This window comes from Parabacteroides sp. KHUB-02, assembly GCF_056640955.1.
This window is the reverse complement of the sequence record NZ_JBWQEV010000001.1, coordinates 2287408-2305024: the sequence shown is the minus strand read 5'-3', so window position 1 is coordinate 2305024 and position 17617 is coordinate 2287408. Positions and strand designations below refer to the sequence as shown.

Sequence of the window (17617 nt, the reverse complement as noted above, 5' to 3'; positions counted from 1 at the left end):
ATTTTAAGATTATAATTTCAAACTAAGACCGAACATGAATGTACGCGGTTGCGGATAGAATCCCATATCACAGCCTTTGTAAAGAGGCGAGTTATTGATCTCTCCGATCTCAGGATCTAGTCCGGAATAACCGGTGATCGTGAATAAGTTCTGTGCGGCAACAAAGAAACGAAGGTTGTTGATCGTGATCTTCTTAGTCCATTCGGACGGAAGCGTATAACCGATTGTCAGGTTCTTCAAACGAACATAAGAACCGTTTTCCACATACCAATCGGACATTTCCAAGTTCATGCGGCTATCCGCATCGATTGCGAAGTTCTCGTTTGTACTACCTGGTCCGTTCCAGTAGGTTGTTAATATATCTTTCGGAGCATTGTACCAACCGGTACCTGAATAGATGTCATATTTCAATATGTTTAAGATGTCGTTGCCGACTGATCCTTGGAAGAAGGCGGAAATGTCGAATCCTTTCCATTCTGCGCCTAAGGTCAAACCAAAGGTGAAGTCTGGATGAGGATTTCCTGTCATCGTGCGGTCTTCGTCGTCTAGTTTACCATCTTTGTTTAAATCTTGGAACTTTAAGTCGCCCGGCTTTGCGTTTGGCATTACCATTTGACCGTTGTTCTTGTAGTTGTCGATCTCTTCTTGGGTCTGGAAGACACCATCGGTTTTATATCCGTAGAAATAACCGATCGGTTGTCCTGGCTCTGTCATCGTATAGGAGAAGTATCCTAGATGGATGCCTTTACCCGGAATATTCGCTCCACTGCCTAGGCTTTTTACCTTATTTTTATAGGTGGATACGTTTCCGTTGATATGATATTGGAAGTCGTTCCCGATCTTACCGTCGTATCCTAGCGTTACTTCAAAACCTTTATTGCTTACGCTACCGGCATTCATCCACGGCGTGTTGGGGAATCCTAGTGAACTGGGCACGGGTACTTGCACCAACATATCACTTGTCTGACGGTCAAAGTAGTCGAAGGTTGCTCTCAAGGAACCTTGGAAAAAGGCCAAATCCAATCCGAAGTCCAGTTGGCGAGTAGTCTCCCATTTCAGATCCGGATTACCCACCTGCGTACGTCCGGCATACAAGTTCGTCTGATACGGATTACCGAAGAGGTAGTAGCTACCATTTCCGAATGTATTCATATAGGCTCCGGAGGAGATAGTCTGGTTACCGATCTCACCCCAAGCTGCTCTTAACTTACCTTGTGACAGCCACTCAAGGTTATTCATGAAGCTCTCTTCCGAGAAATTCCAACCGGCGGATACGGAGGGGAAGCAACCCCAGCGATTACCATCCGCAAATTTAGAGGATCCATCCCAACGGATATTGGCTGTGATCATATAACGGTTGTCAAAGGAATAAAATACACGACCGAAATAAGAATTCAGCGTACTTGTGGCGTAGTAGCCTGATGCGGCGGGATTCATGGTACCGGCGTTGATGATCTGCTGGTTCGGGTTGTTGTTGACCTGTCCTTCTTTATAGGCGTAGATCTCTTCGTAGCGTTCTTTCTCCGCGGAGGTACCGACCATGGCTGTTACCGCATGTTTGTCGAATTTTTGATTGTAAGTTAGGTAATTGTCGAATACCCAGTAATCTTTATTCGCTACGCTCCGACTGGCGCCCGCATAAGTGGAGTACTCATCTCCATCCAGATAGTAAGAAGGACGGAAAGAGTCGCTTTGGTTACGGACTAAGTCAAGAGCGATACTGGATTTGAAGGTTAAGAAGGGTAACAACTTGACTTCGCCGGAGATATTACTTTTCGTGGCGATCCCGTGCCATTGATTTAATGCGGAGCGGTCTACCTGTCCAACCGTGTTCGGTTTGTTTGAGTAAATCACGCCTGTATAGCGAGACCAAGGATTGGTCGGCTCATAACCACCCATAATCCGGTTTTGCAAGAAATCTGGGATATCCACTAGGTTGTCGCGATATACCGGAGTGATTGGGTCTGCCGCAAGGGTACTGAACACGGTTGCTGTGTAAGAGTTATTCTCATCTAGGTTGCGCCTGGATTCGTACGTGACGTTCACATTTGCGGAGAGGTTCAACCACTTGGTTACCTCAGAGTCTACGTTCAATCGACCGGAGAGGCGTTCATAGTCGGAACCTTTCAAGATTCCTTGTTGATCCATATAGCCAAAGCTAGCACGGTATCTGAGTTTCTTCATACCTCCAGAGAAAGCTAGGTTGTAATTCTGACTGATAGCTTCCTTGGGTTTACGGGTACTCTCTTTCCACCAATCCGTACCGGATCGTCCTCCGTTTTTCCCTAGGAAAGTAAGGATCTGCTCTCGCTTCTCTGATGTGGCGAAATCATCGATCAAGGCTTTCCCGGATGCGGCGTAAGCCCGGTTCTTATATTCCATGAAACCTTCGGCGTCTAGCATGTCATACGTTTTCACTACATCTTGGAAACCAATGTTCATATCAAACTCGATGTTGCTTCGGTAACTCTCGCCGGAAGCTCCTCGCTTTGTGGACACTAGGATCACACCGTTGGCAGCACGGGCACCATAGATCGCTTGTGCGGAAGCGTCTTTCAATACCTCTATGCTCTCGATATCACGGGCATTTAACCAACCGATATCACCTTGAGGTAGACCATCTACTACATACAACGGATCATTATTATTGATAGTACCGACACCACGGATACGGACATTACCGAGTGAACCTGGGCTACCGGAACTAGATGTTATGGTTACACCGGCTGCTTTTCCTTGCAAGGCGTCGGCGGCGCTGCGAAGCGGTAGGTTCGAGATCTCGTCTCCTTTTACTTGAGAAACAGCTCCGGTTAAATCTCTTTTCTTGAAGGAACCGTAACCAACAACTACTACCTCATCCAACTTTTGAGTGTCTTCCGCTAAAGTGACGTTGAGGTTGCTTTTATTGCCTACGTTGATACTTTGTTGGAGATAGCCGATGTACGAGAATTCAACGGTAGCATTGGAGGGAACATTCTCTAGAATGTAGTTTCCGTCCATATCGGTCATAGATCCGATTGTAGTACCTTTCACTACAACGTTTACTCCGATCAGAGGCTCCCCATCTTGTCCTACTACTTGTCCGGTTAGCCGTTTGCGATTTTGGTTGGTGGATGGCAACTCCGTATCTTTCATGGTCTTGTTGGTAAGTACTACGTGATTCTTGACGATCTTATACGTAATATCCGTACCTCTAAAGACATTGTTTAATACTTGTTCTATGGATTCTTCATGGATATTGACATCAACCCGTTTATTCAAATTGATTTGATTGTCATTATAAAAGAATTTATATTCACTTTGGTCTTCAATCGCCTTAAAAACTTCAGTGATAGTTCCTTTTGTGATATTTAAGGATATAATTTGTGCTGATGCCGCTACTGTGTACGGCTGGAAAAAGGTTAAGCACAAACCTAAAAATAATGATTTTTTCAGGGTTCTGTAATTAGTTCTACCGGAACCATTGACATTCCCCGATATGAAATATCAGAGATGGATAAACAAGAGGCTGTGGAAGATAATGATCCTTATTCGATACTTAGTATTTTTGAAATAGAACGAATCACGGAAAATACGATAGAGGAATTACCGGATCAATGTAAATCCATTTTTAAATTGAGTCGTATAAGTGGACTCAAGAACCAAGAGATCGCAGATAAATTGGATATCTCCGTCCGTACAGTGGAAACACAGATATATAGAGCCCTTAAGATTTTGAAAAGTAGATTGAAAGATTATCTGGTTTCTTGAAAAAATATAATACAAAAATCTATCAATCTTGTAAGTAGCACATCGTTTTGAAGTGTCATACATATAGAATCGAGAAAAAACAATGAAAGAATATATAAAAAATATAATTGCGGAAAGTCTCAAAGACGAAGTAGATGTTGATAGGGAGTGGGAGCGTTTGTTTTCATCCATAGAGAAAAAAACTACTACCAAAATGAAAACAAGAAGGCTATTCCTTCAGTACATGAAATATGCCGCTGCCGTGGTTTTGGGCATAGGTGTTTCACTATCAACGTTGTATCTTACGAATCAAGAGAACTTATCGACAGTTGGAAATTATAAATTAGTAACGAGCAAAGGAGAGAAGAGCTATTTGCAATTACCGGATGGTACGAAGGTTTGGCTTAACTCTTGTACAACTCTAGAATATGCGGAGAACTACGGCCATTCCAATCGTAGCATTTATTTGGATGGAGAAGCTTATTTTGAAGTCGCAAAGAATAAAGACTTACCATTTGTTGTAAAGGCAAACGGTATCGATGTGAAAGCGATTGGTACGGCCTTTAATGTTTCCGCTTATATGGAAGACTCGCAACTAACCACAACCTTGTTCAATGGCAAGGTCGCTGTACAACCTACGTTGACTAAACAAGAGGTCTTACTTGAGCCTAACCAAGTGGCGGTTTATGATAAAAGTAGAAATAAGATAGAAGTAGTGCCTTACGATAAGAAACTATTCGCTCAATGGAGAGGAGGTTTCTTGTCTTTTGAAATGATGTATCTGCAAGATATAACAAAGTTGTTGGAAAGGAACTATAACGTTGTATTTCGTTATGAAAATCAAGGGATAAAAAAATTAAGGTTTAGCGGAAGTTTCCGTAACAACGAAGATTTATCGGAGATTCTCAATGTGATAAAGACGAATACGGGCATTCGCTATCAAATACTGAAAGATACTATAGTAATCAAATAATAAATCATTGAATTATTAATCTTAAAAACAGTCTTGCTTATGAGAAATGGATGATTTTTAGTGTAATACGGATAAAAACGTAACATTGTTAGATCTTATTATTAATCTTAAATTTATTAATTATGGCTAATCAGATAGGGAGTTCCGGTAGAACGAAGGTAATTAAGGCATTCGTTCTGTATAGCCCTGTATAAATAAGCGTTTAAAGACGTGTGAATATCGATGTTCTCACGCTTTTCCCAGAAGCGGAGGAAGACGTTTTGTAAGATGTCTTTTGCGTCTTCCGGGTCGGGGATAAATTTTCGGCAATGTATATAAAGTTGGAGATAAATAGACTTGAACAGGGTATTAAAGGCGGCTATATCTCCTTGTTTGATCAATTCGATTATTTTGTTGTCAGATGCCATTTTATTCCCGTGTATTATTAGAAAGGTGGAGCGTATAGGCAAGGAGAACATTCCTTGGGCCTATACGCTTACTGCCTGTCAATTAATGCTAACCCTATTATAAGATTTCGTTTGCGGTTTTATTGAAATATTGGATACATTCTTTAATATCCGGTACTGAGTTTTCCCAGTTGTATTCATACTCGATAGAGAATACTCCCTTGAAATTCTGGGATTTGAGTTCTTTCACCATTCCCTTTACATCTAGGATGCCTGTGCCCCAGATCACGTCGTGCTGCTCATTCTCTCCTGCTTTTTTCGGGGCGATATCCTTGAAATGCAAAGAGATGATTCGACCTTTGAGTTGCTTTAAGCAATCAATCTGGTTTAGCCCCTCCCGACGCCAATGCCCCACATCTGAACAAGAACCTAGCAAGTGGCTGCGTCCGGAAATGGCTTTCAACAAGTTCTCCGGTTTCCAATACTCGGAAGGCTGCGGGTGATTATGGACGGAGATCTTAATGTTGTATTGCTTGGACAATTTTTCTACCAGGTCCCAATCGCTTAAAGCCGGTTCGCAAGTAATGAACTCTAGGTCCATCGCTTTCGCGAATTTGAACATTTTTTCCCAATCGGACGACTTTTCGGCTACATACACCCCGGTTCCTACGATCTTGATACCTTTGGATACCGCAAGCTCCTTGATCTCTTTCTGAGTTTGTGCATCGAGGTTAAAATCGAATACTTTATCTCCCCATTTACCACCGAGCTTATGGCCGGGATAAATCTCGATGTATTTCAATCCCAGTTCTTGTGTCTTATCGAGAGCTTCCGTCAAAGGGAACAGGTGGAAACTATAGGATTGCATCCCTAGACGCCATCCGTTCTTCTCGGCCTTCGTTTGCGCTTCGGTTGGAATAGCCAATAGGCAGCAAACGATCGCTATCATTATTTTATAGATATGTCTTATCATATTCGGTTGTTATTAAAAGGTTTATCTTGGCATATTCGGCAAAGAGAAACCGTTGTTGTACGTATGCTTGATCCATTCGTTGGCCATCTCCGCAGCGTTAAACTCGGCGAAGCGACGGTCGAAACGCGGATCTCCGTCAATTACCTTGAAATCATCCACCGTGACGATCTTGATCTTATCGTTCGGGGAGATGTTCGTAAACCGCATATTCTCTCCATCCCATTGCAACTCACGATGCAAACCTTGCAGTCCGGAGAGGCGAACGGCCAAGACTCCCATCACGACCATCTCGTTGAACGGACCGGAGAACTGGAAGTTGGATGAGGCTTCCGTACGATTTTCCGGGGATTCCTTACATGCACGGATCCAGTCTTGCTCATGGGCGTTGGTAGACCATATGTCTCCATTGCCGCCTTTCACTCTCGGGATCGTCGGTTTGGGCTGGTTGAAATGTTCCATGTCGGAAACCGGTAATAAGGTCGGGTTCATTCCGTAACAGCCTGTCATGATCTTTCCTTTCGTTCCGATGAAGATGATACCGCCGTTCTCGTCGCCCATCATCTGCCCGTCTTTCAATTCTTCCGGACGGGGAGGCATCAAGCCACCATCGTACCAATAGACTTTTACTTCCGGCATCTTGACATTTCCTTTGGGCGGACGTGCGGGGAATGTATACGTTACGATCTGTGCGTGAGGAGGGGAGTACAGATTACTCAAAGTCGAGCTGCCGATTACGCTGGTCGGATATTTTAAGTCGAGTGCCCAATACAACGGGTCCATGATATGGCAAGCCATATCGCCCAAGGCCCCGGTTCCGAAGTCCCACCATCCACGCCAGTTCCAAGGGGTATAGACCGGATTATAAGGCCGCTTTTGAGCCGGGCCGATCCATAAATCCCAATCCAGTGTCTTCGGGCACTTCGGGGTATCGTTCGGCTTCATCAAGCCTTGGGGCCAGATGGGGCGGTCTGTCCAACAATGTACCTCATATACATCGCCGATTACGCCAGACTGTATCCACTCCGCGATCTGCCGGCACCAGTCGAATGAGTTACCTTGGTTACCCATTTGGGTGGCTACCTTATATTTCTTCGCCAGTTTGGTAAGCAAACGCGATTCGTAAACGGAGTGGGTAAGCGGTTTTTGCGTATAGCAATGCTTGCCTAGCGTGATTGCGTGGGCGGTCACGCCGGCATGTGTATGGTCTGGGGTGGCTACCATAATCGCGTCGATGGACTTACCCATCTCATCGAACATGACACGCCAGTCTTTAAAGCGTTTAGCCTTCGGATAGTCCTTGAAGGTCTTGTCCGCATAGTGCCAATCTACATCGCATAAAGCTACGATATTCTCCGTGTTCATGTTGGCGAGGTTACGACGTCCCATACCGCCGACACCGATACCCGCGATATTCAGTTTGTCACTAGGAGCTGTATAGCCAAAGGATTTACCGAGCACGGAACCCGGAACGATCGTTAGTCCGGCTGCCGCTACGGCTCCGGTCTTGAGGAAACTTCTTCTCGAAATGTTTTTCATAACTATTAAATTTTAAGAAAACGATAATTCTATAATGTTTGTAAATGAAGGTTGCGCCAAAGAACCTTGATGCCGCCACCATCATGTATTTGTAATGCGATGCGCCCTTGACCGGCTCCGATCTTTTCATCCCGGATGTTTACCATCTCCTCTCCGTTGAGCCAAGTCTGTACATTATCTCCTTGTACCCGGATACGCATCGTGTTCCACTCTCCTTGTTTTAGGATGTTCTCCTTCTCGTCCGGGATCTGTATCAACCATCCTCGTCCGTAGGATTCGTAGATACCGCCCGTGTCAAAGCCTTTGGGGGCGACTTCCACTTGCCAGCCGTTTACCTTTACATCTTTTTCTTCTACAAAGGAACGAATAAATACGCCAGAATTACCATCTGCTTCCTGTTTAAATTCCACGGAAAGGTCAAAATCGTCGTAATATTCCCGGGTGGCTAGATAGCCGTATTGTTTATCCGGGCCACTTTCGCATATTAATAAACCATCTTTTACATACCATAATTCTGTGCCGTATTTATCCCAGTTCGTAATGTCCTCGCCGTTGAATAAACGAGCCTCTCGTGTCTTGCGGGGAAGTTCCTTGATCTTGATATTACGGAACCATGCGGGATAACCGTGGTCTTGCAAACAAATCAAGCCTTTATGCGCTAATCCGTATTCAGGAGCGTTCGCCCATTTACCGCTGTTCTTACGGGAGAACCAATCATCAGACCATGCATCGAACTCTACGGTTTTGTGCCCGTTCATAAAGTAGGTGACATGTCCGTTGTCAAAAATAATCTTAGAGTTGTTCCATTCGCCGGCCGGATGTACTTTTATCGTGTTGAAGTCCGGTAAATACATCGCGTAATCCACTCCGCAACGTTGCCAATCTTCCAATGGCTCCGCGAAATTGATATCATCAATCAATTGATACTCGGGGCCGGTAACGTAGGGAACCGGGAATTGAGGACGTTCTACCACATGATATAATAAACCGCTATTTCCTCCTTTCGAGATTTTCCAGTCCCACGAAAGCTCAAAATTCTCATAAGCCTTGTCGGTGACGATGTATCCGCTGGCATCGCTACCTTGCCCGTCCGCTTGGATGGTTCCGTTTACAACTTCCCAAGGTCCGGTCAAGGCGGTTCCGTTATAATCCCGCCAGCCATCCAAGGTTTCCCCATCGAATAGAAGTTCCCAACCTTCCGCTTTCTCTTGTTCGGTCAATGTGTTATGCTTCGTGTTATCACAGGCGATTAAACCGAAAGCAGCTGTCATTACGAACGATACGATTGTTATTTTCATGTACGTATAGCTTTATTGTTAATACAAATTTGTCGGTGTTTTATATATGAGACAACTCTGGGGCAAGGGATACGTAAGCTCTTTTTCCTTTTTTATTTATTTTAACGGAAGTGTATGGCAATCGGTCATTTATTAGTCGGCAAACGCAGTAGTACTGACTTTGCCAAGTAATATATACTAACATCGCCAACGCAGTATATCTGATTTGGATACACTAATATACTATATGATGTAGCCAAATGTTGCTGTAATAGTTATGGTATCAACGACTGAAGCTTTTCTATAAAATGATAGGGATACAACTATACATGTTTAAAAGTTACAATAACTCTACTTTACAGAGCTTTGTCATAAAAGATATCGCCGACATTTATCGAGTGAGTAAGAAAAGGTTGAAATGTGATAGCAAAAGGCGTTGGGGTACCATGAAAATTTACTACCACCATTCTATATGTACACTGTAAGTCCGTATAATATATGGAATAGCGGTAGTAATTGTAACAAACGAGAGTAAAAACGCCCGTTGTTTTTGCTGGATTTATTTGATTTGCTTAAACGCTTTTCCGAGCATATCCGTGATGTCGCTGGCGATCATGCTCTCTTCCGAGCGGAAAGCGGCGGCGAGATCACCGGCTGTGCCGTGCAAGAATACTCCGACTACAGCGGCAGTTTCCGGAGAATAGTCTTGCGCCAATAAGCTGAGGATGATACCCGTCAGCACGTCTCCGCTACCGGCGGTTGCCATGCCCGGATTTCCGCAACTATTGAAATAAATGTTTCCTGCCGGAGAACAAATAGCGGTATAAGCACCTTTCAATACGATACAAATCTTATGTTCGGCGGCGAAAGATTGCGCTTTCATCAAACGGTCGTATGAGTTCGTGCTTTCACCCGCTATCCGGTCGAACTCCTTCGGATGGGGAGTGAGGATGCTCCGTGGCGGGATCTTATTGAATAAGTCCTTGTTGGATGCCATTATATTAATAGCGTCCGCATCGATAACGACTGGTTTTGTGCTGGATTGCAGGATACGTTCGATCGCTGCTGCGGATTCTAAATGCTGTCCGAGTCCCGGTCCCATACCAACAGCGGAGTAACTACCTATCTCGGGAACCGTAGAGAAATAATCAGGATTTGCGTCTAGACTTAACATCGCTTCCGGGAAAGCGGTCTGGAAGATTGATTCGCCTCGGGTCGGGATATGCACGGTCAATAGTCCGGCTCCACTCCGTAAGCATGCCTTTGCGGATAATAGGGCGGCTCCCATTTTTCCTTTACTTCCGGCGATCAATAAAGCATGTCCGAACGTTCCCTTATGGGCGAAACGTTTGCGAGACTTTAACGAATAGGATATATCTTCTTCCGTAACCAATGAGTAAGGGGAAGCCGTCTCATAAATTGCGTCCGGATGGATTCCGATATCCAGTATTTTCCACTCGCCTACGTATTGCTCATTCTCCGGAAAAAGAAACGCCAGTTTCGGGAAGCCGAATGTCAAGGTTAAGCTGGCCTTGATGATCGCCTCCGAGTCATTCTTACGATTATCTTCCCCGAATAAGCCGGAAGGAATATCGATCGCTACGACTTCCGCCTCGGATTGGTTGATATAATTGACCATAGCGGCGAAACCTCCGGTGAGAGGACGGTTTAATCCCGAACCGAACAAGCCATCGATCACCACGTCTCGGTCGGTTAGCGTCGGCGGCTCAAAGTCACGGACCACTTCCGTAAATTCGATCCGTTCCATGTCGAGCAGACGCTGCTTGTTTTGCTCACACTCTACGGACAGATGCTCCGTCGGGTTGAATAAATACGTCTCTACCCGGTATGATTCCTCGTTCAAAAGGCGGGCGATGGCCAAAGCGTCGGCTCCGTTGTTGCCTTGACCGGCGAAAATCACGATGCGGACCTGCTTGGAGTAGCGCCGGCAAAACTCATGGACGAACGTCGTAGCGGCACGCTCCACTAAGTCGATCGAACTAATTGGCTCGTGTTGAATCGTATATTGGTCGAGCTCCTTTACCTTGTCTGTAGCGAATATCTTAATCATAATTCTAGATGTCTGGGGTTTTATTCTGCTTACAAATGTATAACAAACTTTGGTATGTTGCTACACTTTTTTGTGCATCGCCGAAAAAGTTGTACATTTGTCCCCTCGAAAACCGAAAGATTTATGGACAGAATTCGTCTAAAAGACAAAGAATTTGAACTGTTTATTCCGGAGTCGGATATTCAGGCGGCTATCGCTAAAATGGCCGTTCAGATTAAAGCGGATGTGGAAGGGAAAAATCCTCTATTCGTGGGTGTGCTAAACGGGGCTTTTATGTTTGTCGCCGAGCTGATGCGTGAGCTGGATGTTCCGTATGAGCTGACATTCGCTCGTTATTCCTCGTATCAAGGAACTTCCAGTACGGGCATATTGAATGAGATCATGCCGGTGCAGGCTGATATTCGCGGACGTATGGTGATCTTATTGGAGGATATTATCGATACGGGCTTTACGATGAGCTACGTGATGGAGAAGCTTCGGAGCGAGGGTGCCGCCGATGTAAGATTGGCAACGATGCTTTTCAAGCCGGAATCCTTGAAATGCGAGTTGACTCCGGATTATGTAGGCTTACAGATACCCGCTGATTTTATCGTGGGACATGGTTTGGATTATGATGAGTTGGGCCGCTCATATAAGGATATCTACAAGGTTGTGGAATAAAATAGTATACATTATATATAATAAAGGAACAATAGTATGTTGAACGTGGTTATTTTTGGTGCTCCCGGTTCAGGTAAGGGAACACAAAGTGAGTTGATTATTAAAGAATACGGTTTGGATCATATCTCTACTGGCGATGTATTGCGTGGCGAGATGAAGGCTGAGACTGAACTGGGCAAGATCGCTAAGGATTATATCGAGAAGGGACAATTGGTTCCGGACGAGTTGATCGTTGATATGTTGGCGAATGTATTGGATAGCAAGAAGCCGGCTAAGGGCGTAATCTTCGATGGTTTCCCTCGTACGATCCCTCAAGCGAAAGCCTTGAAGAAGATGTTGAACGAGCGTGGAACAGACGTTTCCGTTATGTTGAACCTTCAAGTAGAGGAAGAGGAGTTGATCAAGCGTTTATTGGAGCGCGGTAAAGTATCCGGACGTTCTGACGATAACTTGGAGACGATCAAATCCAGACTGGATGTTTACCATACTCAAACAGCTCCTTTGGCAGACTACTATGTAGGTGAAGGCAAGCACGTAGCCATCAAAGGGATGGGAACAATCGAGGAAATCTTCGGTCGTATCAAAGAGGCGGTTAATAACGTAAAATAATTGAAATAAACCAATATGGCTGAATCGAACTTTGTAGATTATGTCAAGATCTATTGCCGCTCAGGAAAGGGTGGAAGAGGATCTTCTCACTTCCGTCGTGAGAAATACATTCCGAAAGGAGGTCCCGACGGGGGCGATGGAGGGAGAGGAGGTCATGTGTATCTCCGTGGTAACCGGAATTACTGGACGCTCCTTCACTTGAAATATGAGCGTCATATCATGGCCACCAATGGTGAGAGTGGTAGCGCGAAGCGTAGCTCGGGTAAAGACGGGGAGGATCGAGTAATCGAGGTTCCTTGCGGTACGGTTGTTTACGATGCTGAGACCGGAGAGTTTATTTGCGACGTTACGGAAGACGGTCAGCAAGTGATGTTGCTGAAAGGCGGTCGTGGCGGTCTGGGGAATTTTAACTTCAAGACGGCTACCAATCAAGCGCCCCGTTATTCGCAACCGGGTGAGCCGGCATTGGAACGTACGGTGATTCTTCAGTTGAAATTGCTGGCCGATGTCGGTTTGGTAGGCTTCCCGAATGCGGGTAAATCTACCTTGCTTTCTGTCGTATCCGCCGCTAAACCGAAGATCGCTAATTATCCTTTTACTACGTTGGAGCCTAATTTAGGCATCGTGAGTTATCGCGATAACCGTTCGTTCGTAATGGCCGATATACCGGGTATTATCGAAGGAGCAAGCGAGGGAAAAGGTTTGGGACTTCGTTTCTTACGTCATATCGAACGTAATTCCTTGTTATTGTTCATGGTTCCCGCTGAGGCAGACGATATCAAGAAAGAATACGAGATCTTGCATAATGAGTTAGTGAAGTATAATCCGGAATTGCTGGATAAACGCCGTGTACTGGCCATCACCAAGAGCGATATGCTGGATGAGGAATTGATCGAGGCTTTGTCGCAAGACTTGCCGGAGGGAATTCCGTATGTCTTTATATCTTCTATCACGGGACTGGGTATTGTCGAGTTGAAAGACCTTTTATGGAAAGAGCTGAATAAGGAGAATTTCCATGAGGCTGAGCGAATTGTCCATAAGAATATAGATGTAAGCACGTTGGAATTTGAGGACGACAACGAATACATCTTCCCCGTGGATGAGGACGAGGATGACCCGGATGAGGTATACGAGGAATACTGGGACGATGATGAAGATGAAGATACAAGAAAATAAGCAAATAGAGGTGTCGCGGTTCTCCGGGTTAAGCGGATACCGCGACATTTCTCATTTTACGACAACACGTCATGGCGGCGTGAGTACGGGAACGTACGCTTCGATGAATCCGGGCGTTTATACCGAGGATGATCCGGGCTTCATCCGGAAGAACTTGGAACTTCTTTCGGATGCGGTCGGGATTTCCCTAGAGAATATGGTTATACCTCATCAGACCCATGAGGATCGAGTATTGGCGATCGACGCGTCTTTCCTTTCGCTGAATGATAAAGAGCGAAAGCTACGTTTGGAAGGCGTGGACGCTTTGGTGACGAATGTTCCGGATGTATGTGTAGCCGTATCTACGGCGGATTGTGTCCCTGTCTTGTTATATGCGCCGGATCGTAAAGTGGTAGCTGCCGTCCATGCGGGTTGGCGGGGTACGGTTTTACACATAGCTCGTAAGGCGGCAAGCTTGATGATCGAGGCATACGATTGCGATCCTACTCAATTGGTTGCCGGAATAGGTCCCTCTATCAGTCAAGCGGCATTTGAGGTGGGAGAGGAAGTCGTAAAAGCTTTTCAAATGGCGGGCTTCCCAATGGAGCGGATTCTTCGACGTAATGCGGAGACTCAAAAAGCGCATATCGATCTATGGGAAACCAACCGTTTACAATTGTTAGAGGCAGGATTGCTCTCCGGGCATATAGAGATCGCTGGCATCTGTACTTATATTCGGTATGAGGATTATTTCTCCGCTCGTCGCCTCAGTGTCAAAAGCGGCCGGATCCTTACCGGGATATGCTTGAAAAAATCTTAGTTATATTGGCTCAAACTTATAATAGACATGATTTCAATCACTCTTTCATCTGAGATATCGGAGGCTTGCCCCGATCTTCACGTGTTGGCTATCGCCTGCCAAGTAAAGAACACGGAGCCCGATGAACGACTTTGGGAAGAAATAACCCGTGTTGAGGAGGACATCCGTTCTACCTGTAAGATAGAGGATATTAATAAGTGGACTCCTATTTTCGCTACCCGTCAGGCTTATAAACGTCTGGGGAAAGACCCGAATCGGTATCGCCCTTCCGCCGAGGCGTTAAGACGGCGGATACTTCGCGGGCTTCCTTTATATAAGATAGATACCTTGGTGGATATCGTCAATCTGGTTTCTATCCGTAGCGGTTATTCTATCGGAGGATTTGACGCGGATAAGATTGTAGGCGGATTGGAACTAGGTGTCGGAAAAGAGGGGGAAATTTATCACGGTATCGGACGTGGTGAATTGAATATCGCCGGTCTTCCAGTCTACAGGGATGGAGTAGCGGGTGTCGGAACGCCTACCAGCGATGAGGAACGTACCAAGATTGAAATGTCGACCACTTCATTGTTAATGATTCTGAATGGTTATTCCGGTAAGGAGGGCTTATTGGAAGCGGGTGGTTACTCGGTTGACTTATTAAAAAGATATGTCTCAGCGGTAAACGTGGAAGCGGAACTGATATGCCGAGAAAACAGAGGAAAAATAACGTTATAACCGTGTTAATATTGTTTACAAAGCGAAAAATGTCCATCTTTTATGCTAAAAAACATCTATAATCTTTTGTTTTAATCATTTAATCTATAAATTTGTCCCCAGTAATCAAATGTTATCATAAAATGATTGAATTAATTGGTACAAACGCCGGCCTTGTATGGAACGTTTTAAATGAAGGCGGTAAAATGAGTTTTAAGGCAGTGAAGAAAGCCACGAAGATTAAAGCGGAAAAAGATATGTACGCCGCTTTTGGTTGGTTGGCGAAAGAAGGTAAATTAGCTTTCGAGGAGATTGAAGGTGAAATGTATGTTTCTTTAGTGTAAACAAGAGGAACGTTTACAAGAATTAGGGAGGGCTGTTCGATTTTTTTGGACGGCCTTTTTATTTGTCCATACGTTTTCTGTCAAAATAATTAAGTCTACAGTTGGTTAATTCAATTCAAAAACTTACTTTTGTGTAGAATTTGGTGTGAAATGACCGAAGATCATAAGAGATTGTTAGCTGTATTTGAGGTTAGAGTTCGTGATTTGATGGCGTTATGCGATCAGCAGAAACGTAGAATTGACGAACTTACAGCTGCTTTGAGCCTTAAAGACGAGGAGTTGCGGCAGGCGAAGGATATGATTGAAGGATTGAATGCCAAATGTGATAACATGCTGACGGCGCGAATTGTTTCCACGAACGAGGAAGAGATGAAGAACGCCCGGATGCGGTTATCAAAATTAGTGCGGGAAGTAGACAAGTGCATCGCACTTTTAAATGAATAGAAGCGATGGACGAAGAATTTCTTATAAATATAGTGATAGCCGGAAAGAAATATCCGCTTACGATCAAACGTCATGAGGAAGAGTTGGCACGTGCCGCCGCTGATCAGATCAACAGCAAGATTCTTCAATACAGGCAGCATTTCGCGGTCGAGGTGGATACGAAAGATTTGTTAGCCATGGTGGCTTTTCAACTCTCGATGCATAATCTGGAGTTGGAAAAACGGAATGATACAAATCCTTTTACGGATAAGATACAGGAGCTTACAACCGAGTTGGAAGGATATCTGAAGAAATAACATACATATTGTAAGAAGAGAGTTTCCGCACTGCTTTGCACGGTGAGACCGTGTGATGGTAGTGCTTTTTTTGTATATAAATAAATGAATCTTAAATTATTAGTTAAATGGTTGGAATGTATATAATCATACCGATAGTAACCTTCATCATTGGTGGGTTGCTTGCGTGGCTGGGCATGCGTTTCCTTCTGAAGTCGAAGTACGACTCCGTGCTTCAAGAGGCGGAGAAGGAGGCCGAGGTGATAAAGAAGAACAAGATGCTGGAAGTAAAGGAGAAGTTTCTTCATTTGAAAGCGGACTTGGAAAAACAGGTATCACAGCGTAACGCTAAGATCCAGTCTGTCGAGACTAAATTGAAACAAAGAGAACTGACGATGAATCAACGTCAGGAAGAGTTACAGCGTAGGAATAACGAGGTAGAGGCTGTAAAGGAGAATTTATCTTCTCAGTTGGAGTTGGTGGAGAAGAAGAAGCAAGATTTGGATAAACTTCATCAGAAGGAAGTGGAGCATTTGGAGGCTATCTCCGGGTTGTCCGCCGAGGAAGCCAAAGAGCGTTTGATCGAGTCCTTAAAGGATGAGGCAAAGACGCAAGCCGCTTCTTACATCAACGAGATCGTCGAGGAGGCGAAGATGACCGCTAATAAGGAGGCGAAGAAGATCGTGATCCAGTCTATCCAACGGGTAGCGACGGAGACGGCTATCGAGAACTCTATTACCGTGTTCCATATTGAATCGGACGAGATCAAAGGACGTATCATTGGCCGTGAGGGACGTAATATCCGTGCTTTGGAGGCCGCTACCGGTATTGAGATCGTGGTGGATGATACGCCTGAGGCTATCGTTCTTTCCGGATTCGATCCGGTTCGCCGTGAGATCGCTCGTTTGGCCTTGCATCAATTGGTACAGGACGGACGTATCCATCCGGCTCGTATCGAGGAGGTGGTAACGAAGGTGAAGAAGCAAGTGGAAGACGAGGTCGTAGAGACTGGTAAGCGTACCGTGATCGATTTGGGTGTGCACGGTTTGCATCCGGAATTGATCCGTATGATCGGTAAGATGAAGTATCGTTCTTCTTATGGACAAAACTTGTTGCAACATGCTCGTGAGACGGCCAACCTTTGTGCCGTGATGGCTTCTGAATTGGGCTTGAACCCGAAGAAAGCGAAACGTGCCGGATTGTTACATGATATTGGTAAAGTGCCCGATGATGAGCCGGAATTGCCGCACGCTATCTTGGGTATGAAGCTTTGCGAGAAATATAAGGAGAAACCGGATATTTGCAACGCCGTAGGCGCTCACCACGATGAGGTGGAGATGCAGACGCTGTTGGCTCCGATCGTACAGGTTTGCGACGCTATTTCAGGTGCTCGTCCGGGCGCACGTCGTGAGATCGTAGAGGCTTATATCAAGCGTTTGAATGATTTGGAACAATTGGCTTTATCGTATCCGGGTGTTGTCAAGACTTACGCTATCCAAGCGGGTAGAGAGTTGCGCGTAATCGTTGGCGCTGATAAGATTGACGATAAGGACACCGAGAACTTGTCCGCTGAGATCGCTAAGAAGATTCAGGATGAGATGACTTATCCGGGACAGGTTAAGATCACGGTGATCCGTGAGACTCGTGCGGTAAGCTACGCTAAGTAAGA

Annotated in this window: 17 protein-coding genes; 11 read left to right on the top strand and 6 right to left on the bottom strand. The window is 45.1% G+C overall.

The window, feature by feature from the left end:
* Positions 1-9: 9 nt before the first annotated feature.
* Positions 10-3411 carry a TonB-dependent receptor gene (locus ACYIA1_RS10120; RefSeq protein ID WP_034531963.1) on the bottom strand — a complete coding sequence of 1134 codons (3402 nt, stop codon included), beginning with the start codon at positions 3409-3411 and terminating at the stop codon, positions 10-12.
* A gap of 81 nt (positions 3412-3492) precedes the next feature.
* Here ACYIA1_RS10120 and ACYIA1_RS10115 point away from each other — a divergent pair, with 81 nt between their 5' ends.
* Both ACYIA1_RS10115 and ACYIA1_RS10110 read left to right on the top strand, forming a co-directional pair.
* Positions 3493-3750 carry a sigma-70 family RNA polymerase sigma factor gene (locus ACYIA1_RS10115; RefSeq protein ID WP_008773389.1) on the top strand — a complete coding sequence of 86 codons (258 nt, stop codon included), beginning with the start codon at positions 3493-3495 and terminating at the stop codon, positions 3748-3750.
* Between the two features lie 82 nt (positions 3751-3832).
* Entirely contained in the window at positions 3833-4702 is an 870-nt protein-coding gene (locus ACYIA1_RS10110; protein WP_480335169.1) for a FecR family protein, read from the top strand.
* Positions 4703-4818: 116 nt separating this feature from the next.
* Here the strand turns inward: ACYIA1_RS10110 and ACYIA1_RS10105 are convergent, their stop codons facing one another.
* From ACYIA1_RS10105 to ACYIA1_RS10085, 5 genes are all read right to left on the bottom strand, one after another.
* A complete protein-coding gene (locus ACYIA1_RS10105; RefSeq protein WP_211738187.1) occupies positions 4819-5109 on the bottom strand; it encodes an RNA polymerase sigma factor in 291 nt (96 codons plus the stop codon).
* Between the two features lie 97 nt (positions 5110-5206).
* The gene (locus ACYIA1_RS10100) at positions 5207-6061 is read right to left on the bottom strand and encodes a sugar phosphate isomerase/epimerase family protein (protein ID WP_480335167.1); all 855 of its coding nucleotides are present in this window, start codon (positions 6059-6061) and stop codon (positions 5207-5209) included.
* A 21-nt stretch (positions 6062-6082) separates the two neighbouring features.
* Positions 6083-7597 carry a Gfo/Idh/MocA family oxidoreductase gene (locus ACYIA1_RS10095; RefSeq protein WP_122368854.1) on the bottom strand — a complete coding sequence of 505 codons (1515 nt, stop codon included), beginning with the start codon at positions 7595-7597 and terminating at the stop codon, positions 6083-6085.
* 29 nt (positions 7598-7626) lie between these two features.
* A complete protein-coding gene (locus ACYIA1_RS10090; RefSeq protein WP_048927652.1) occupies positions 7627-8895 on the bottom strand; it encodes a 3-keto-disaccharide hydrolase in 1269 nt (422 codons plus the stop codon).
* Between the two features lie 538 nt (positions 8896-9433).
* Positions 9434-10945 (bottom strand): bifunctional ADP-dependent NAD(P)H-hydrate dehydratase/NAD(P)H-hydrate epimerase, encoded by a 1512-nt coding sequence (locus tag ACYIA1_RS10085; RefSeq protein WP_005854801.1) that lies wholly within the window; start codon positions 10943-10945, stop codon positions 9434-9436.
* A 123-nt stretch (positions 10946-11068) separates the two neighbouring features.
* On the opposite strand from ACYIA1_RS10085, the gene hpt reads away from it, so the two are divergent.
* The 9 genes from hpt to rny all read left to right on the top strand — a co-directional run bounded on the left by hpt (position 11069) and on the right by rny (position 17615).
* Positions 11069-11605: a hypoxanthine phosphoribosyltransferase gene (hpt, locus tag ACYIA1_RS10080; protein ID WP_010183721.1), complete on the top strand. Its 537-nt coding sequence runs from the start codon at positions 11069-11071 to the stop codon at positions 11603-11605.
* 36 nt (positions 11606-11641) lie between these two features.
* Complete coding sequence (locus tag ACYIA1_RS10075; RefSeq protein ID WP_005854805.1) at positions 11642-12214, top strand: adenylate kinase; 573 nt, start codon at positions 11642-11644, stop codon at positions 12212-12214.
* 15 nt (positions 12215-12229) lie between these two features.
* Entirely contained in the window at positions 12230-13390 is a 1161-nt protein-coding gene (gene obgE / locus ACYIA1_RS10070; protein WP_005864880.1) for a GTPase ObgE, read from the top strand.
* Positions 13362-14189: a peptidoglycan editing factor PgeF gene (gene pgeF, locus ACYIA1_RS10065; RefSeq protein WP_005864883.1), complete on the top strand. Its 828-nt coding sequence runs from the start codon at positions 13362-13364 to the stop codon at positions 14187-14189. Before obgE ends, pgeF begins: the two co-directional genes overlap by 29 nt.
* Positions 14190-14216: 27 nt before the next feature.
* Complete coding sequence (locus tag ACYIA1_RS10060) at positions 14217-14906, top strand: B3/B4 domain-containing protein (protein WP_005854811.1); 690 nt, start codon at positions 14217-14219, stop codon at positions 14904-14906.
* Positions 14907-15028: 122 nt separating this feature from the next.
* The gene (locus tag ACYIA1_RS10055; RefSeq protein WP_005854813.1) at positions 15029-15229 is read left to right on the top strand and encodes a winged helix-turn-helix domain-containing protein; all 201 of its coding nucleotides are present in this window, start codon (positions 15029-15031) and stop codon (positions 15227-15229) included.
* A gap of 150 nt (positions 15230-15379) precedes the next feature.
* Positions 15380-15673 (top strand): hypothetical protein, encoded by a 294-nt coding sequence (locus ACYIA1_RS10050; RefSeq protein WP_005864886.1) that lies wholly within the window; start codon positions 15380-15382, stop codon positions 15671-15673.
* A gap of 5 nt (positions 15674-15678) precedes the next feature.
* Positions 15679-15969, top strand: a complete 291-nt coding sequence (locus ACYIA1_RS10045) for a cell division protein ZapA (protein WP_005864888.1) — start codon at positions 15679-15681, stop codon at positions 15967-15969.
* Positions 15970-16076: 107 nt separating this feature from the next.
* Positions 16077-17615, top strand: a complete 1539-nt coding sequence (gene rny / locus ACYIA1_RS10040; protein WP_005854819.1) for a ribonuclease Y — start codon at positions 16077-16079, stop codon at positions 17613-17615.
* Positions 17616-17617: the final 2 nt, after the last annotated feature.